Here is a 17,281-nt window from a genome sequence, read left to right as displayed (position 1 = left end):
ACCATGACCCCACACCCCGAGACCGCCGTCTCCCCGGAGATTCCCGACTTCCCGGCCCCACGCTCGTCCGGCTGCCCGTTCGACCCCTCCCCGGACATGCGGGCGCTGAGCGACCGCGGTCCGGTGACCCGCGTGCGTTCCTGGGGCGGCAGCACGCCCTGGGCGGTCACCGGACACGCCGAACAGAAGGCCCTCCTGGCCGATGCGCGGCTGAGCGTCGACTTCTCCCGCCCCGGTTATCCCAGCCCGGTCGACCCCCGGTACACCCACGCGGGCGGAACGACGGACCTGAGCTTCGTCGGCATGGACGACCCCGAGCACAACCGGCTGCGCCGCATGATCAGCGGAGCGTTCACCGTCAAACGGGTCCAGGCCATGCGACCGGCCGTGCAGCGGATGACCGATTCCCTCATCGACGAGATGCTCGCCGGCCCCAAGCCCGCCGACCTCGTACAGGCACTGGCTCTGCCGCTGCCCTCGCTGGTCATCTCGGAGCTGCTCGGCGTGCCCTACCGTGACCACGGGTTCTTCCAGCGGAACAGCAGGACCATGGTGTCCGCCGTCGCCACCGGCGACGAACGGCACGCCGCCCACACCGCGTTGTCCGAGTACCTGGACGACCTGGTGGGGCGGAAGACGGCCGAGCCGGCCGACGACCTGCTGTCCGCGCTCGGCCGGCGGATCGAAGCAGGCGAACTGACCCGCCGGGAAGCGGCCACGATGGGGGTCCTGCTGCTGCTCGGCGGTCACGAGACCACCGCCAACATGATCAGCCTGGGCACGCTGTTGCTGCTGCGCCACCCGGACCAGCTCGCCGCCGTCCGCGACGCCACCGGCCAGCGGGCCGTCGACGACGCGGTCGAGGAACTGCTGCGGTACCTCTCCATCGTGCACCTCGGACGCCGCCGTACCGCCGTGGAGGACATCGAGGTCGGCGGCCGGACCATCAAGGCCGGCGAAGGCGTGATCCTCCTGGGGGAACTCGCCAATCGTGACCCGCGGGTCTTCCCGGACCCCGACCGCCTGGACGTCACCCGCGACGCGCGCGGGCACCAGGCGTTCGGCGCCGGGACCCACCACTGCGTCGGGCAGCCGCTGGCCCGCCTCGAACTCCAGGTGGTCTACCCCACCCTCCTCCGCCGCGTCCCCACCCTGCGCGCCGCGGTCCCGCTGGAGGACACCCGTTTCAAGTACGACGCGGTGATCTACGGCCTCCACGAACTGCCCGTCACCTGGTGAGCCGGAGCCCCCCTGGCCAGGAGACCGGCGCGGAGCCCGCCGCCGATCCCCGTCCGATCACGGAGAAGCCCGGAGTCGCCGCCGCACCCCCTCCCTGACCTGCTGAGCCGCAGGCCGGACGGGGTGCGGCGGCATCCTCCGATTAGATGTCCCGGAAATTAGATGTCCCGGAAAATCTCGATCTGCGCCCCGATCGAGTTCAACCGCTCCGCCAGATCCTCGTACCCCCGGTTGATGACGTACACGTTCCGCAGGACCGACGTCCCCTCCGCCGCCATCATCGCCAGCAGGACGACGACGGCCGGGCGCAGGGCCGGTGGGCACATCATCTCGGCGGCGCGCCAGCGGGTGGGGCCCTCCACCAGGACGCGGTGGGGGTCGAGGAGCTGGAGGCGGCCGCCGAGGCGGTTCAGGTCGGTCAGGTAGATCGCGCGGTTGTCGTAGACCCAGTCGTGGATCAGGGTCTTGCCCTGCGCCGACGCCGCGATCGCCGCGAAGAACGGGACGTTGTCGATGTTCAGGCCCGGGAAGGGCATCGGGTGGATCTTGTCGATGGGCGCCTCCAGCTTGGAGGGGCGCACGGTGAGGTCCACCAGGCGGGTGCGGCCGTTGTCGGCGAAGTACTCCGGCGTGCGGTCGTGGTCGAGGCCCATCTCCTCCAGGACCGCCAGCTCGATCTCCAGGAACTCGATGGGGACGCGACGGACCGTCAGTTCGGACTCCGTGACGACCGCCGCGGCCAGCAGGCTCATCGCCTCGACCGGGTCCTCGGAGGGGGAGTAGTCCACGTCCACGTCGATGACCGGGACGCCGTGCACGGTCAGGGTGGTGGTGCCGATGCCCTCGACCCGGACACCCAGCGCCTCCAGGAAGAAGCAGAGGTCCTGGACCATGTAGTTGGAGGAGGCGTTGCGGATGACGGTGACGCCGTCGTGACGGGCGGCGGCCAGCAGCGCGTTCTCCGTCACCGTGTCGCCGCGCTCGGTCAGGACGATGGGGCGGCCGGGGCGGACCGCGCGGTCGACGACCGCGTGGTACTGGCCCTCCGTGGCCGCCACGTCCAGACCGAACCGGCGCAGCGCGATCATGTGCGGCTCGATGGTGCGGGTGCCGAGGTCGCAGCCGCCGGCGTAGGGCAGCTTGAAGCGGTCCATGCGGTGCAGCAGCGGCCCGAGGAACATGATGATCGAGCGGGTACGCACCGCCGCCTCGGCGTCGATCGCGTCCATGTCGAACTCGGCGGGCGGCACGATCTCCAGGTCCACGCCGTCGTTGATCCAGCGGGTGCGCACGCCGATGGAGTGCAGCACCTCCAGGAGGCGGTACACCTCCTCGATGCGCGCGACCCTGCGCAGGACCGTGCGCCCCTTGTTCAGCAGCGAGCCGCACAGCAGGGCCACGCACGCGTTCTTGCTCGTCTTGACGTCGATGGCGCCGGAGAGGCGCCGGCCGCCGACCACGCGCAGGTGCATCGGACCCGCGTAGCCCAAGGAGACGATCTCGCTGTCCAGCGCCTCGCCGATCCGGGCGATCATCTCAAGGCTGATGTTCTGGTTGCCGCGTTCGATGCGGTTGACCGCGCTCTGACTGGTGCCGAGCGCCTCCGCGAGCTGTGACTGCGTCCAGCCGCGGTGCTGCCGGGCGTCACGGATGAGCTTGCCGATGCGTACGAGGTAGTCGTCTGCCATGAGGTTGAGGCTATCTCAGATATGAGATGGCGCCTCTTGGGGGGTCCGTTCGAGTGGCGAACGGAGTGGCGAACGGGGTGACGGGCGGTCAGCGGCCCTTCGTGGTCCGCCGCCAGCCGAACGGGCCGGGCAGGTCCATCGACGTCGTACGGCGTCCGGTGCTGCTGTGGGTGTGGCGCGGGCCGTTCTTGCCGCCGGTCGTCACGGACCAGGACTTCTTGTTGATGTTCAGGCGCACTCCGGGAAGGATCCGGAAACTCTTGCGGAACGTGAGGGGCATCGTGCCTCCAATCCGAGTGGTGCCGGGCCGTCCCGGCACCGGTCGGATACCCCCGGACGGCGTAGTGATGGCCCTCCGGGCGCTCCGGGTGCGGCGGTCGCTCTCGATCGGCGCGACGCGGGGCGTCCGGGGGTGTGGGTCCGGAGGGCGGGGAGGCCGGGCTCGGCCACACGCGCCTGCCGAGGTGTACGGATGCGGATACGCCGCGGTGGCACTCGACCGGTGCGCCGACGCGCATCCCGCGAGCCGGTGGCGCTCCGCGCCCGGACCGTCGGCGACCACTCGTCGCGGGGCCGTGCGCCGGACCGCTGGACGGGTCCAGCCGCCCCCAACCTGGGACCGTGTCGCCGGCCGGTCCGCCCACCGTGCCCCCGCGGGACGCTCCCCACGCCGGAACGGCCGGGTCCGGGCATGACCGTTCCGCCCTCATGTACTAGAGTTATCTCGACATCGAGATATCTGCCGAGGCGTACTGCGGTCGCCGCCCCGGAGCCCGATCTAGTAAGGGTGACCTAACTTAGCCTCACCTTACCGGATCGGCCAGGGTGGCGTGGCGGCAGGATGCGGTGGTACGCGCACATGAATGAAGGAGACTGTCGTGTCGGCGAACAGCTTCGACGCCCGCAGCACGCTGCAGGTGGGCGACGAGTCGTACGAGATCTTCCGGCTGGACAAGGTCGAGGGCTCCGCGCGCCTTCCCTACAGCCTGAAGGTGCTGCTGGAGAACCTCCTCCGCACCGAGGACGGCGCGAACATCACCGCCGACCACATCCGCGCCCTCGGCGGCTGGGACTCCCAGGCCCAGCCGTCGCAGGAGATCCAGTTCACACCGGCCCGTGTGATCATGCAGGACTTCACCGGCGTGCCCTGTGTCGTCGACCTCGCCACCATGCGTGAGGCCGTCAAGGAGCTGGGCGGCGACCCGGACAAGATCAACCCGCTCTCCCCGGCCGAGCTGGTCATCGACCACTCCGTCATCGCCGACAAGTTCGGCACCAGCGACGCCTTCAAGCAGAACGTCGACCTGGAGTACGGCCGCAACAAGGAGCGCTACCAGTTCCTGCGCTGGGGCCAGACCGCCTTCGACGACTTCAAGGTCGTCCCGCCGGGCACCGGCATCGTCCACCAGGTCAACATCGAGAAGCTCGCCCGCGTCGTCATGGTCCGTGACGGCAAGGCGTACCCCGACACCCTGGTCGGCACCGACTCGCACACCACCATGGTCAACGGCCTCGGCGTCCTCGGCTGGGGCGTCGGCGGCATCGAGGCCGAGGCCGCCATGCTCGGCCAGCCGGTCTCCATGCTCATCCCGCGCGTCGTCGGCTTCAAGCTGACCGGTGAGCTGAAGCCCGGCACCACCGCCACCGACCTGGTGCTCACCATCACCGAGATGCTGCGCAAGCACGGCGTCGTCGGCAAGTTCGTCGAGTTCTACGGCGAGGGCGTCGCCGCGACCTCCCTCGCCAACCGCGCCACCATCGGCAACATGTCCCCGGAGTTCGGCTCCACCGCCGCGATCTTCCCGATCGACGGCGAGACGCTGAACTACCTGCGCCTGACCGGCCGCAGCGACCAGCAGGTCGCCCTGGTCGAGGCGTACGCCAAGGAGCAGGGCCTCTGGCTGGACCCGAAGGCCGAGCCCGACTTCTCCGAGAAGCTGGAGCTGGACCTCGCCACCGTCGTCCCCTCCATCGCCGGCCCGAAGCGCCCGCAGGACCGCATCGTCCTGGCCAACGCCGCCGAGCAGTTCAAGCAGGACGTCCGCAACTACGTCGACGACGTCGACGAGGCCGGCCAGGAGTCCTTCCCGGCCTCCGACTCCCCGGCCGTCGCCCCCAACGGCGCCCCGAGCAACCCGGTCCAGGTGACCGCCCCCGACGGCTCCACCTACGAGCTGGACCACGGCGCGGTGACGGTCGCGGCCATCACCTCCTGCACCAACACCTCCAACCCGTACGTCATGGTCGCCGCCGCGCTGGTCGCGAAGAAGGCCGTGGAGAAGGGCCTGACCCGCAAGCCGTGGGTCAAGACCACCCTCGCCCCGGGCTCCAAGGTCGTCACCGACTACTTCGACAAGGCGGGCCTGACCCCCTACCTCGACAAGGTCGGCTTCAACCTCGTCGGCTACGGCTGCACCACCTGCATCGGCAACTCCGGCCCGCTGCCGGAGGAGGTCTCCAAGGCGGTCAACGACCACGACCTCGCCGTCACCTCGGTCCTCTCCGGCAACCGGAACTTCGAGGGCCGCATCAACCCCGACGTCAAGATGAACTACCTGGCCTCCCCGCCGCTGGTCGTCGCCTACGCGATCGCCGGTTCCATGAAGGTGGACATCACCAGGGACGCGCTGGGCACCGACACCGAGGGCAACCCGGTCCACCTCGAGGACATCTGGCCGAGCGAGGCCGAGGTCGAAGAGGTCGTCGCGAGCGCCATCGGCGAGGACATGTTCAACAAGTCCTACGCCGACGTCTTCGCCGGCGACGCCCAGTGGCAGGCGCTGTCGATCCCGACCGGCAACACCTTCGAGTGGGACCCGGAGTCGACCTACGTCCGCAAGCCCCCGTACTTCGAGGGCATGACGATGGAGACCACCCCGGTCTCGGACATCTCCGGCGCCCGCGTCCTCGCCAAGCTCGGCGACTCGGTGACCACGGACCACATCTCGCCCGCCGGCGCCATCAAGGCCGACACCCCGGCCGGCAAGTACCTCACGGAGCACGGCGTCGAGCGCCGCGACTTCAACAGCTACGGCTCGCGCCGCGGCAACCACGAGGTCATGATCCGCGGCACCTTCGCCAACATCCGCCTGCGCAACCAGATCGCGCCGGGCACCGAGGGCGGCTACACCCGCGACTTCACCCAGCCCGACGCGCCGGTGTCGTTCATCTACGACGCCTCGCGCAACTACCTCGAGCAGGGCATCCCGCTGGTCGTCCTGGCCGGCAAGGAGTACGGCTCCGGCTCGTCCCGCGACTGGGCCGCCAAGGGCACCGCGCTCCTCGGCGTCAAGGCCGTCATCGCCGAGTCCTACGAGCGCATCCACCGCTCCAACCTCATCGGCATGGGCGTCCTGCCCCTCCAGTTCCCCGAGGGCCACACCGCCCAGAGCCTCGGCCTGACCGGCGAGGAGACCTTCTCCATCACCGGCGTCACCGAGCTGAACGACGGCACCACCCCGCGCACGGTGAAGGTCACCACCGACACCGGCGTCGAGTTCGACGCGGTCGTCCGCATCGACACCCCCGGCGAGGCGGACTACTACCGCAACGGCGGCATCATGCAGTACGTGCTGCGCAGCCTGATCCGCAAGTAAGAGGCGGAGCGCGACAGTCGAGGGGCGTGTTCTCCGGTCACCGGAGAACACGCCCCTGCCTTGACACCCGGCCGGTTCGCGCAGGGCCCCTCGCCTGTGACAGCGCACACCCGTCCACCCGCCTGGACGGGCGCCTGTCCAGAAGCCCCCGCGCGTTCTCGCCGGCAGGGCGCGCAGGTCACTGACGGACGCACTCACCGTCCCGGTCTCCACACGGATGAGCTTCGACCGCGACCACTCCGCCTGCGCTGCGGCCTCACGCCGGCTGGGCCCGGCGCTCTCCTCTCCTGGGCCTCGCGCGGGGCCAGGCGCAGCCTGCGCCGGCTGGGACCCGGGTCCTCCGCGCGGCATGACGGAGTGACGCCGGGACCCGGACGACGCGGAGGGCCCGCCCGGAGACCGGGCGGGCCCTCTCACACGCCGGAGGCGGTCACGCCAGCAACTCCACCTCCGCGACCGTCGCCCCGCCCGTGAACACCAGCCGGTACCGCTCGTACGCCCCAGGTGCCCGCACCGAGAACGCCCGGGTCTGCCGGTCCCAGGCGAAGGACTGGCCGGTCCGCTCGTCCAGCGTCCGCCAGGCCGTCCCGTCGGCCGAGCCCTCCAGCTTCCAGCCGGCCGGCGCCTTCGTGCGGTCCTTCGGCGAGGTCAGCGTGTACTGGACGGCCTCGGTGCGCCCGGCGACCGGGAGGTCGACGGAGGTCACCGCCGCCTCCGTCGCCGAGGTGTCGTCGAAGAGCGCGCCGTCGCCCCGGACGGCGTCCTTCCGCGGCGCCGGCACCTCGTCGCCGGTCGTGATCGACACCGGCGCCGCGTGCTCGCCGGTGCCCCACGAGGACGGCCGCGCGCCCATGGCGAACTCCAGGACACCGCCCTTGGCGAGCACGGAGTGCGGCAGCGACGTGGAGTTCCAGGAGCGGCCGTTGACCTTCAGCCCCTGCACGTACACGTTCTTCGTACTGTTCCGCGGGGCCTTGACGACCAGCTCGCGGCCGTTCTCCAGGTGGACGGTGGCCTTGGTGAACAGCGGGGAGCCGATGGCGTACTCGCCGCTGCCCATCACCAGCGGGTAGAAGCCGAGCGCGGAGAAGAGGAACCAGGCCGACTGCTCGCCGTTGTCCTCGTCGCCGTGGTAGCCCTGCCCGATCCCGCTGCCGGTGTACAGGCGGGAGAGGACCTCGCGGACGTTCTTCTGCGTCTTGTACGGCTGCCCGGCCGCGTCGTACATGTACAGGGCGTGGTGGGCGACCTGGTTGGAGTGGCCGTACATGCCCATCCGGACGTCCCGCGCCTCGGTCATCTCGTGGATGACGCCGCCGTAGGAGCCGACGAACTCGGTGGAGGCCGTCTCCGGGGTGGCGAGGTACTCGTCCAGCTTGTCGGCGAGGCCGGAGCGGCCGCCGTAGAGGTTGGCCAGGCCCCGGCTGTCCTGCGGGGCGGTGAAGGCGTAGCCCCAGCCGTTGGTCTCGGTGTAGTCGTAGCCCCACACGCGCGGGTCGTACTTCTCCGAGTCGACGCGCCACTTGCCGGACGCGTCCTTGCCCTGGAAGAAGCCGGCCTTCGCGTCGAACATGTTGACGTAGTCCTGGGCGCGGTTCAGGAAGTACGCCGACTCCTCCTTGTACCGCTTCTCGCCGGTCTCCTTGTACAGCTTGGCGCCCATCTGCGCGATGCCGTAGTCGTTGAGGTAGCCCTCCAGTGCCCAGGAGAGGCCCTCGTGGGTGTCGGTGGCGGTGTAGCCGAGGAACGGCGAGGTCTCCATGCCCTTGCGGCCCACGCCGGAGGACGGCGGCACCACGGTCGCGTTCTTCACCGCGGCGTCGTACGCCGCCTTCGCGTCGAAGCCGACGCCCTTGACGTAGGCGTCCGCGAAGGCGACGTCGCTGGAGGTGCCGGTCATCAGGTCCGCGTAGCCCGGGGAGGACCAGCGCGAGGTCCAGCCGCCGTCCTTGTACTGCTGCACGAACCCGTCGACCAGCTCACCGGCCTTCTGGGGGGTGAGGAAGGAGTACGCAGGCCAGGTCGTCCGGTAGGTGTCCCAGAAGCCGTTGTTGACGTACACCTTGCCGTCGACGATCTTCGCGCCGGTGTGCGTCGGGGTGTCCGGCTCCGGCATCCTCTGGAAGGGGGAGGCGTACTTGTACGTCCCGTCGACCTTCTCGAAGCCCGAGTTGGGGTAGAGGTAGAGCCGGTACAGGCTGGAGTACAGGGTCGTGAGCTGGTCCCGCGTGGCGCCCTCGACCTCGACCTTGCCGAGGATCTCGTCCCACGCCCGCTGGGCGGACCGCTTCACCTTCTCGAAGGAGGTGCCCTCCGGCGCCTCCTGGCGCAGGTTGTCCTTCGCCTGGTCGACGCTGATGAGGGAGGTGGCCAGGCGGAGGGTGACCGTGCGGTCCCGGCCCGCGTCGAAGGTGAGGTGGCCCTTGACGCCGCTGGAGCCGCCGCCCGTCACCTTCTTGTCGAACTCGCCGTAGACGAAGAGGCGGGTCGCGCCCGTCGACAGGCCGGACTTCACGTCCGAGTAGCCGGTGAAGGTGCCGCTGTCCTTGTCCAGGGTCAGGCCGGCCTGGTCGGTGACGTTGTCGAAGACGACGCTCGCGTCGTCACCGGGGTAGGTGAAGCGCATCAGCGCCGCGTGGTCGGTCGGCGTCATCTCGGCCTTCAGGCCGTTCTCGAAGGTCACGCCGTAGTAGTACGGGCGGGCCGTCTCGTTCTCGTGCCGGAACGGCAGCGCTCGGGCCTCCCGGCCGGTGTCCGGGGTGCCGGACGCGGCCGACGGCATCACCTGGAAGGTCTGGCGGTCACCCATCCACGGGCTCGGCTCATGGCTCGCGCTGAACGCCTGGAGCGTGGGGAGGTTGTCGGCGTTGTTGCCGCGCGCGTAGTCGTACAGCCAGCTCAGCGAACCGGCGTTGGTCACCGGCGTCCAGAAGTTGAAGCCGTTCGGGACGGCCGTCGCCGGGAAGTTGTTGCCGCGCGAGAAGCTGCCGCTTGAGTTGGTGCCGCGGGTGGTCAGCGCGTAGTCGGAGAGGTGGGCCTCGGGCCTCGCGGCCTTCGCCCGGCGGATCGAGATGTCGTCCAGCCAGCCCCGGAACTTCGCCGGGCCCTTGGGGGAGTCGTACGCGACGAGGACGCGGTCGACCGTCTTGCCGGCCGCGACCGAGCCGATGCCCGACTCCACCGCGTTCCACTGGTTGACGTAGAGGATCTTCGCGGCGCCCTGGCCGCGCGGCGTCAGCGGGAAGCCGTGGGCGTCGGTGGCGCCGAGGTCGCTGAGGTAGGTGCCGTCGGTGAAGGCGAGGTCGACGGAGACGTTCGTGGCGTCGTAGTCGAGATCGCCGTCGGCCATCGACGGGAAGATCTTGTAGGACAGTTCGGTGCGGCGGTCGACCTTGACATTGACGTCGAACACCTTGTTGTACGAGTAGGCCCGGCCGTCTGCGGTGTGCCGGCCCGCGTAGCGCAGCGCCCGCTTGCCGGTGAAGCCCGCGCCCGCCTTCGCCGTCGGGGAGCCGGTCGGGCCCTTGTCGACCAGGGAGAGCATGTCCTCCGGGACGGCTGTGCCGTCGCCGCCCGTGGAGAGCTGGACGTCCGCGAGCTGGAGGGCGTCGCCGGCGCCGTTGTTCCTGGTGAACTCCAGCCGGAAGTGCCGGTACTCGGCCTTCTCGGCCAGCTCGAACGTCCTGGTCTGGAACCGCTCGGCGAAGGACTCCCCGGAGCGGGTGTCCACCGTCGTCCAGTTCTCGCCGTCCGCCGACCCGCGCAGCGTCCAGTCCACCGGGTCGCGTTCGTCGTGGTCGTTGGCCGAGGTGAGCGCGTACCGGGTGACCGCGGTCGGCGCGTCCAGGTCGAACTCCACCCAGCCGGTGGGCGCGAAGGTCAGCCACTTGGTGGAGGGCTCGGTGTCGACGAGGTTCTCCTTCACCTCGTTGCCGCCCGCGTTCTCCCCGCTGGCCCGTACGTCCGTGACATGGCCGCTGACATTGCCGGGGATGCCGGTGCTGTAGCCGCCGTCCACCCCCGAGGCGCGCTTGTCGCCGTCCGGACCGGTGTCGACGGTGTTGAGCCAGTCCGGAGCCGGGTCCTCCGCCTCGAACGAGGACGTGAACTCCCGGTCCGGAGCGGCGGCGGCCCGCGGCAGGGCGACCGCCGCGCCCTGCGCGCCCGCCGCCAGTGCGAACGCGGTCGTCACCACGACCGCCGGACCCCATCTGTGCCGAGTTCTGCGCTGCATCTCCCGAGACCCTCCCTGCGCGCTGGACAACGTTGTCAATTCCTGTGCGCAAGCTCCAGTAGTGGGTCAAGGGGTCAGGGATGTCAAGGGTGTTGCCTGCGGCGTTCGGGGTTTATGTCGCGGATTTTTCCGGCGATCCGCCCACAGCCCACGCATATGTCCGCCAGGTCTCAACTCGGAAAAGACCCGGGCCGGAGCGTGCCCTCGATCTTGCTCCGCTGGCGGGAAGTGGACTATACCTGTCGGCCACCGGAGAGATATCTACCCGCACGATCCGTACTTCCCGCACTTCCTGCACGACCCAGCGAGACCCGAACCGCGGTGCCGGGGAAGGATGTTCCGGTTCACCGCCTGAGTCCTGGAGAAGGCGAGGACTTGAGCATGGGATCCACTTCCGCCGAGCCCACCGGCACCACCGGCCACCCCGCGGGCGTCGGCCGCCGCGACCTGATCAGGAGGTCGGCCGCGCTCGGCCTGATCTCCGTCCCCACGATGAGCTTCCTGTCCGCCTGTGCCAGCGGGGGCGGTGGCGGCGGCGAGGACAAGGCGGAGGCGGGGAAGAAGACCGCCGAGAACCCCCTCGGCGTGAACGGCAGCGCCCAGCTGGAGTTCGTCCTTTTCGACGGCGGATTCGGCAAGGAATACGCCGAGGACGCGGTGAGGATCTACGAGAAGGACTTCCCCGACGCGACCGTCGAATTCTCCGCGACCCAGAAGATCCAGTCGACCCTTCAGCCCCGTTTCAACCAGGGCACCCCGCCCGACCTCATCGACAACTCCGGTGCGGAACAGATGGACATGGGCGTCCTGGTCGGCAAGAACCAGCTCGCGGACCTCACCCCGCTGCTCGACGCCCCCTCGTACGACGACCCGGCCAGGAAGGTCCGCGACACGCTGCGCCCCGGCATCGTGGAGATGGGCCGGTTCGACGGCGAGAAGGTCTGGATCCTCTACTACGCCTACACCGTGTACGGCGTCTGGTATTCGCAGAAGGCGCTGGACTCGCTGGACGCCGAATACCCCAAGACCTGGGACGAGATGCTCGCGGTCTGCGCCAAGGCCAAGAAGAAGGGCATGGCCGGCTGGACGTATGCGGGCAAGTACCCGTACTACATCCCCTTCTCGCTCTACCCGATGATCGCCAAGGTGGGCGGCACCGAGGTCCTCGACGCCATCGACAACCTGGAGCCGAACGCCTGGAAGCACCCGGCCGTCAAGGCGTGCTTCGAGGCGTACTACGAGCTGTACCGGAAGGGGTACGTCCTCAAGGGCACCCCCGGCCTGGACCACATCCAGTCGCAGACCGCGTGGGCCAAGGGCGACGCCCTGTTCCTGCCCAACGGCTCCTGGGTGGAGAACGAGTCGGCCAAGGTCATCCCCGCCGACTTCCAGGTCACCGTCTCCGCGCCCACCGGCCTGGACGCCTCGGACAAGCTGCCGTTCGGCACCATCTGGGCCTCCGGCGGCGAGCCGTTCATCGTCCCCGCCAAGGCGAGGAACGGCACCGGCGGCATGGAGCAGCTGCGCATCATGCTCAGCGAGGCGTCGTCCAGGAACTTCACCTCCAAGGTCAAGTCCCTGACCGCCTACGACGGCGGCACCGACGGCATCGAGCTGACCCCCGGTCTGAAGGCGGGCGTCGCCGCCCTCGACCTGGCCGGCGAGAACGTCGTCAACCCCCGCATCCAGGACTGGTACGTCAAGCTCCAGAAGGAGCAGATCGGCGTCGGCGGCCTCGGCGAGATGATGGCCGGCCGGCTCACCCCGGCCGAGGCCGTCAAGAAGATCCAGGGCTACGCCGACGACGCCGCCAAGGACACGTCGATCAAGCACTACAAGCACCAGTAGCACCCTCAAGGAAGCGCGCCCAGGGCCGGTCCGGAGCCCGCCGTGCCCCGGACGGGCCCCGGCGCGCCGTCCGCGCGCAGATCGGGGTCGGTTGGCAATGCAGCACGGCAAGTACCGCTTCATCGTGGGGTTCCTGGCGCTGCCGCTGGGGATCTACGCCCTCTTCGTCGTCTGGCCGTTCGTCCAGTCCATCTACTACTCCTTCACCGACTGGACCGGCCTGAGCCCCGACTTCGAGATGGTCGGCTTCGACAACTACACCCGCATGCTCGACGACGACATCTTCTGGAAGTCGCTCTGGCACAGCGTGCTCTTCGCCCTGCTCGTCCCCCTGGTGACGCTCGGCCTCGCGCTGTTCCTCTCCTTCATGATCAACGTGGGCGGCCGGAAGCGGAAGGGCGGCCCGGTGGTCACCGGCGTCCGCGGCTCCGCCTTCTACAAGATCGTCTACTTCTTCCCGCAGGTGCTCTCCATCGCGATCGTCGCCCTGCTCTTCCAGTTCGCCTACAACCCGGACAGCGGCGCGATCAACTCCCTGCTGCGCGGCATCGGCCTGGACGGCCTCCAGCCGCTGTGGCTGGGCGACCCGGACCTGGCGCTGTGGGCGGTGACGGCCGTCCTGGTCTGGTCCACGGTCGGCTTCTTCGTGGTCCTGTTCTCCGCCGGCATGGCCTCCGTCCCGGCGGAGCTGTACGAGGCGGCGCTGCTGGACGGGGCGACCCGCTTCACCACGTTCTTCCGGGTCACCCTGCCGCTGCTGTGGGACACCGTGCAGTCCGGCTGGGTCTACATGGGCATCCTCGCGCTCGGCGCCGAGTCCTTCGCGGTCGTGCAGATCATGACCGTCGGACCCGGCGGCCCCGACTACTCGACCACCGTCATGGTCCTGTACGTGTACCAGAAGGCGTTCCGTGACGGTCAGGCCGCCTACGCCACCACGATCGGCGTCGCCCTGCTCGTCGTCACCCTGGCCTTCGCGGCCGTGGTGATGCGGCTGGGCCGGCGCGAGCGGCTGGAGTACTGACGATGAAGACGACCGAAGCCCCCGCCACCACCGCGAAGGGGAAAGGGAACGGCACAGGGAAGAAGGAGGGCACCGCCCTCAACGTCTTCTCGCACGGCATCCTCGTCCTCTGGGCGATCATGGTGGTGCTGCCGCTGCTCTGGGCGGTGATGACGTCCTTCAAGGACGACGCCTCGATCTTCGGCTCGCCCTGGTCGCTCCCGGACGCGCTGCACTTCGACAACTGGTCCCGGGCCTGGACCCAGGCCCACATGAGCGAGTACTTCCTCAACACCGTGCTGGTCGTGGGCGGCTCGCTCATCGGCACCCTGGTGCTCGGCTCGATGGCCGCCTATGTGCTGGCCCGCTTCGACTTCCCCGGCAACCGGTTCGTCTACTTCCTGTTCGTCGGCGGCATGAGCTTCCCGATCATGCTGGCCCTGGTCCCCCTCTTCTACGTGGTGGACAACATGGGGCTGCTGAACACCATCCACGGGCTGATCCTCGTCTACATCGCCTACTCGCTGCCGTTCACCGTCTTCTTCCTGACCGCGTTCTTCCGCACCCTGCCGACCTCGGTGGCGGAGGCCGCGTTCGTCGACGGTGCCTCGCACACCCGGACGTTCTTCCAGGTCATGCTGCCGATGGCCAAGCCGGGGCTGATCAGCGTGGGGATCTTCAACTTCCTCGGGCAGTGGAACCAGTACATGCTGCCGACCGTGCTGAACACCGACCCGGACAAGCACGTCCTCACCCAGGGCCTGGTGCAGCTCGCGGTCAGCCAGGGGTACAAGGGCGACTGGTCGGGACTCTTCGCCGGCCTGGTGATGGCGATGCTGCCGGTGCTCGCGGCGTACATCCTCTTCCAGCGGCAGGTGGTCCAGGGGCTGACCGCCGGGGCGCTGAAGTGACGCCGGCGGGAGCGGCGGGGAGATTCGGCGGAGGAGGGCAGGGGCACCCGGATGCGGTTCAACCTCTTGACGGGAGGCGACCCGAACGGCTCAGCTTAGAGTTCACTAGTTGGACATAGACGGGGCCTCATCGCTGCGGCCCCGGCGCAGGAGGTCGTCGTGGAGACTCCGGGGTCGCAGTCGTCGCTGCACCGAGCCAACCTGGAGAGGGTCGTACGTGCCGTACGGCTGGCCGGGTCGCTCACGCAGGCGGAGATCGCGAGGACGACGGGGCTGTCCGCCGCGACCGTCTCCAACATCGTCCGGGAGCTGAAGGACGGCGGCACGGTCGAGGTGACGCCCACCTCGGCGGGCGGCCGGCGGGCCCGCAGCGTCTCGCTCAGCGGGGACGCCGGGATCGTCATCGGCGTGGACTTCGGCCACACCCATCTGCGGGTCGCCGTCGGCAACCTCGCCCACCAGGTGCTGGCCGAGGAGTCCGAGCCGCTGGACGTGGACGCCTCCTCGGCCCAGGGCTTCGACCGGGCGGAGCAGCTGGTCAGCCGGCTGATCGTGGCGACCGGCGTGGACCGTTCCAAGATCGCCGGGGTGGGTCTCGGCGTGCCCGGCCCGATCGACGTGGAGTCGGGGACGCTGGGCTCGACGTCGATCCTGCCCGGCTGGAGCGGCACCCGGCCCGCCGAGGAGCTGCGGGGGCGGCTCGGCGTGCCCGTGCACGTGGACAACGACGCCAACCTCGGCGCCCTCGGCGAGCTGGTCTGGGGGAGCGGCCGGGGGGTGCGGGACCTGGCGTACATCAAGGTCGCCAGCGGCGTCGGCGCCGGGCTGGTGATCAACGGCAAGATCTACCGGGGGCCGGGCGGCACGGCCGGTGAGATCGGGCACATCACCCTCGACGAGTCGGGACCGGTCTGCCGCTGCGGCAACCGCGGCTGCCTGGAGACCTTCACCGCCGCCCGGTACGTGCTGCCGCTGCTCAGATCCAGCCACGGCACCGATCTGACCATGGAAGCGATGGTCAGGCTGGCCCGGGACGGCGATCCGGGCTGCCGTCGGGTCGTCGCCGACGTCGGCCGGCACATCGGCAGCGGCGTCGCCAACCTCTGCAACCTGCTCAACCCCAGCCGGGTCGTCCTCGGCGGCGATCTCGCCGAGGCCGGCGAACTGGTCCTCGGCCCCATCCGGGAGTCCGTCGGCCGGTACGCCATCCCCAGCGCCGGACGCCAACTCTCCGTGCTCCCCGGGGCACTTGGCGGGCGGGCCGAGGTGCTGGGCGCGCTCGCCCTCGCGCTCAGCGAGATGGGCGATTCGACCCTTCTGGACGGCAGCGCGGCGGGCGCCCGGCCCACCGCCACCCCCGTCTTCACTTAGAGAACGGATGGCACCGTTGCCATCTCGTTAAGGATTTACTTCTTGACGTCGCACGTGTGGCCGAGTTGACTTCCAGCCACCTCGGCCGCAACGACGCGGCCTCGTCAGGGAGGTTTCTGAAGTGAACACGCGTATGCGTCGTGCCGCCGTTGCCGTAGCCGCCACCGCGATGGCCGTCTCGCTCGCCGCCTGTGGCAGTGCCAAGGAGTCCGGCGACAACGCCGATTCCTCGAAGGACTCGGGCAAGAAGGGCGACGCGATCAAGGTCGGTCTGCTCCTTCCCGAGAACCAGACCGCGCGCTACGAGAAGTTCGACAAGCCCTTGATCGAGAAGAAGGTCAAGGAGCTGACGAACAACAAGGGCGAGGTCGTCTACGCCAACGCCAAGCAGGACGCCAGCCAGCAGGCGCAGCAGGTCGACACGATGATCACCAACAAGGTGGACGTCCTGATCGTGGACGCGGTCGACTCCAAGGCCATCGCCGGTTCGATCAAGAAGGCCAAGGACCAGGGCATCCCGGTCGTCGCCTACGACCGCCTGGCCGAGGGCCCGATCGACGCCTACACCTCGTTCGACAACGTGACCGTCGGCAAGACCCAGGGCGAGGCCCTGCTGGAGGCGCTGGGCGACAAGGCCAAGGACGGCCAGGTCGTCATGATGAACGGTTCCTCCACGGACCCGAACGCCGCCCAGTTCAAGGAGGGCGCGCTCTCCGTCCTCAAGGGCAAGGTGAACATCGGCCGCTCCTACGACACCAAGGAGTGGAAGCCGGAGAACGCCAACGCCAACATGGAGGGCGCCATCTCCGCCCTGGGCAAGGACAAGATCATCGGCGTCTACTCCGCCAACGACGGCATGGCGGGCGGCATCATCACCGCCCTGAAGGCCGCCGGGATCGACGACATCCCGGTCACCGGCCAGGACGCCGAGCTGAACGGTGTGCAGCGCATCATCACCGGCGAGCAGTACATGAGCGTCTACAAGTCCTACCCGCAGGAGGCGGCCACCGCGGGTGAGATGGCCGTCGCCCTCGCCAAGGGCGAGTCGCTCGACTCCATCGCCAAGGACAAGGCCGACAGCGCCACCACCAAGGACATCCCGACCGTCCTCGTCCCGGTCGTCTCGCTGACCAAGGACAACATCAAGGACACCGTGGTGAAGGAAGGCTTCTACACGGTCGACGAGATCTGCGCGGGCAAGTACAAGAGCGCCTGCGACAAGATCGGCCTCTCCTAAGCAGCACCGCCTCCCGTACCGCGCGCGCCGCGTACGGGACCGGCTGCCCCAGCTCCTCCGGCGCCCCGCACACACCAGCCCCGCAAGCTAGGCGGGGCGCCGGACGGACCACCACCCCCCAAATCTTCTGCACAACCTCCCGCCGGGTCAGGCG

General features: G+C 69.4%; 10 protein-coding genes. 7 read left to right on the top strand and 3 right to left on the bottom strand.

Features of this window, described 5'->3' with window-relative positions; translation table 11 throughout:
* Positions 1–3 precede the first annotated feature (3 nt).
* Complete coding sequence (locus Sdagh_RS10305) at positions 4–1,239, top strand: cytochrome P450 (protein ID WP_189421132.1); 1,236 nt, start codon at positions 4–6, stop codon at positions 1,237–1,239.
* A 158-nt stretch (positions 1,240–1,397) separates the two neighbouring features.
* On the opposite strand, the gene Sdagh_RS10300 is transcribed toward Sdagh_RS10305, so the two are convergent.
* Together Sdagh_RS10300 and Sdagh_RS10295 are read right to left on the bottom strand one after the other, a co-directional pair.
* Complete coding sequence (locus Sdagh_RS10300) at positions 1,398–2,927, bottom strand: helix-turn-helix domain-containing protein (RefSeq protein ID WP_190010752.1); 1,530 nt, start codon at positions 2,925–2,927, stop codon at positions 1,398–1,400.
* 88 nt (positions 2,928–3,015) lie between these two features.
* Positions 3,016–3,207, bottom strand: a complete 192-nt coding sequence (locus tag Sdagh_RS10295) for a DUF4236 domain-containing protein (RefSeq protein WP_189421136.1) — start codon at positions 3,205–3,207, stop codon at positions 3,016–3,018.
* Between the two features lie 598 nt (positions 3,208–3,805).
* On the opposite strand from Sdagh_RS10295, the gene acnA reads away from it, so the two are divergent.
* On the top strand, positions 3,806–6,523 hold the full coding sequence (acnA, locus tag Sdagh_RS10290) for an aconitate hydratase AcnA (protein WP_308288744.1): 2,718 nt from the start codon (positions 3,806–3,808) through the stop codon (positions 6,521–6,523).
* Positions 6,524–6,953: 430 nt separating this feature from the next.
* On the opposite strand, the gene Sdagh_RS10285 is transcribed toward acnA, so the two are convergent.
* Complete coding sequence (locus Sdagh_RS10285) at positions 6,954–10,757, bottom strand: GH92 family glycosyl hydrolase (protein ID WP_190077779.1); 3,804 nt, start codon at positions 10,755–10,757, stop codon at positions 6,954–6,956.
* 381 nt (positions 10,758–11,138) lie between these two features.
* Here Sdagh_RS10285 and ngcE point away from each other — a divergent pair, with 381 nt between their 5' ends.
* From ngcE to Sdagh_RS10260, 5 genes are all read left to right on the top strand, one after another.
* Complete coding sequence (gene ngcE, locus Sdagh_RS10280; RefSeq protein WP_190077778.1) at positions 11,139–12,605, top strand: N-acetylglucosamine/diacetylchitobiose ABC transporter substrate-binding protein; 1,467 nt, start codon at positions 11,139–11,141, stop codon at positions 12,603–12,605.
* A gap of 97 nt (positions 12,606–12,702) precedes the next feature.
* Entirely contained in the window at positions 12,703–13,629 is a 927-nt protein-coding gene (locus Sdagh_RS10275) for a carbohydrate ABC transporter permease (RefSeq protein WP_190010748.1), read from the top strand.
* A gap of 2 nt (positions 13,630–13,631) precedes the next feature.
* The gene (locus Sdagh_RS10270; RefSeq protein WP_189421147.1) at positions 13,632–14,519 is read left to right on the top strand and encodes a carbohydrate ABC transporter permease; all 888 of its coding nucleotides are present in this window, start codon (positions 13,632–13,634) and stop codon (positions 14,517–14,519) included.
* Between the two features lie 159 nt (positions 14,520–14,678).
* The gene (locus Sdagh_RS10265) at positions 14,679–15,890 is read left to right on the top strand and encodes an ROK family transcriptional regulator (protein ID WP_189421149.1); all 1,212 of its coding nucleotides are present in this window, start codon (positions 14,679–14,681) and stop codon (positions 15,888–15,890) included.
* Positions 15,891–16,023: 133 nt separating this feature from the next.
* Positions 16,024–17,127 (top strand): ABC transporter substrate-binding protein, encoded by a 1,104-nt coding sequence (locus Sdagh_RS10260; RefSeq protein ID WP_189421346.1) that lies wholly within the window; start codon positions 16,024–16,026, stop codon positions 17,125–17,127.
* Positions 17,128–17,281 lie beyond the last annotated feature (154 nt).

The sequence above is a fragment of the Streptomyces daghestanicus genome (assembly GCF_020521275.1).
GTDB classification, from domain to species: domain Bacteria; phylum Actinomycetota; class Actinomycetes; order Streptomycetales; family Streptomycetaceae; genus Streptomyces; species Streptomyces griseoviridis.
The sequence above is the reverse complement of the archived record's forward strand: the minus strand, read 5'-3'. Positions and strand labels throughout refer to the sequence as shown.

Bases quoted from the DNA above. Each gene is read 5' to 3' on its own strand.
- Sdagh_RS10305 (WP_189421132.1), top strand. From the start codon at position 4: ATGACCCCACACCCCGAGACCGCCGTCTCCCCGGAGATTCCCGACTTC.
- Sdagh_RS10300 (WP_190010752.1), bottom strand. From the start codon at position 2,927: ATGGCAGACGACTACCTCGTACGCATCGGCAAGCTCATCCGTGACGCC.
- Sdagh_RS10295 (WP_189421136.1), bottom strand. From the start codon at position 3,207: ATGCCCCTCACGTTCCGCAAGAGTTTCCGGATCCTTCCCGGAGTGCGC.
- Sdagh_RS10285 (WP_190077779.1), bottom strand. From the start codon at position 10,757: ATGCAGCGCAGAACTCGGCACAGATGGGGTCCGGCGGTCGTGGTGACG.
- ngcE (WP_190077778.1), top strand. From the start codon at position 11,139: ATGGGATCCACTTCCGCCGAGCCCACCGGCACCACCGGCCACCCCGCG.
- Sdagh_RS10275 (WP_190010748.1), top strand. From the start codon at position 12,703: ATGCAGCACGGCAAGTACCGCTTCATCGTGGGGTTCCTGGCGCTGCCG.
- Sdagh_RS10270 (WP_189421147.1), top strand. From the start codon at position 13,632: ATGAAGACGACCGAAGCCCCCGCCACCACCGCGAAGGGGAAAGGGAAC.
- Sdagh_RS10260 (WP_189421346.1), top strand. From the start codon at position 16,024: ATGCGTCGTGCCGCCGTTGCCGTAGCCGCCACCGCGATGGCCGTCTCG.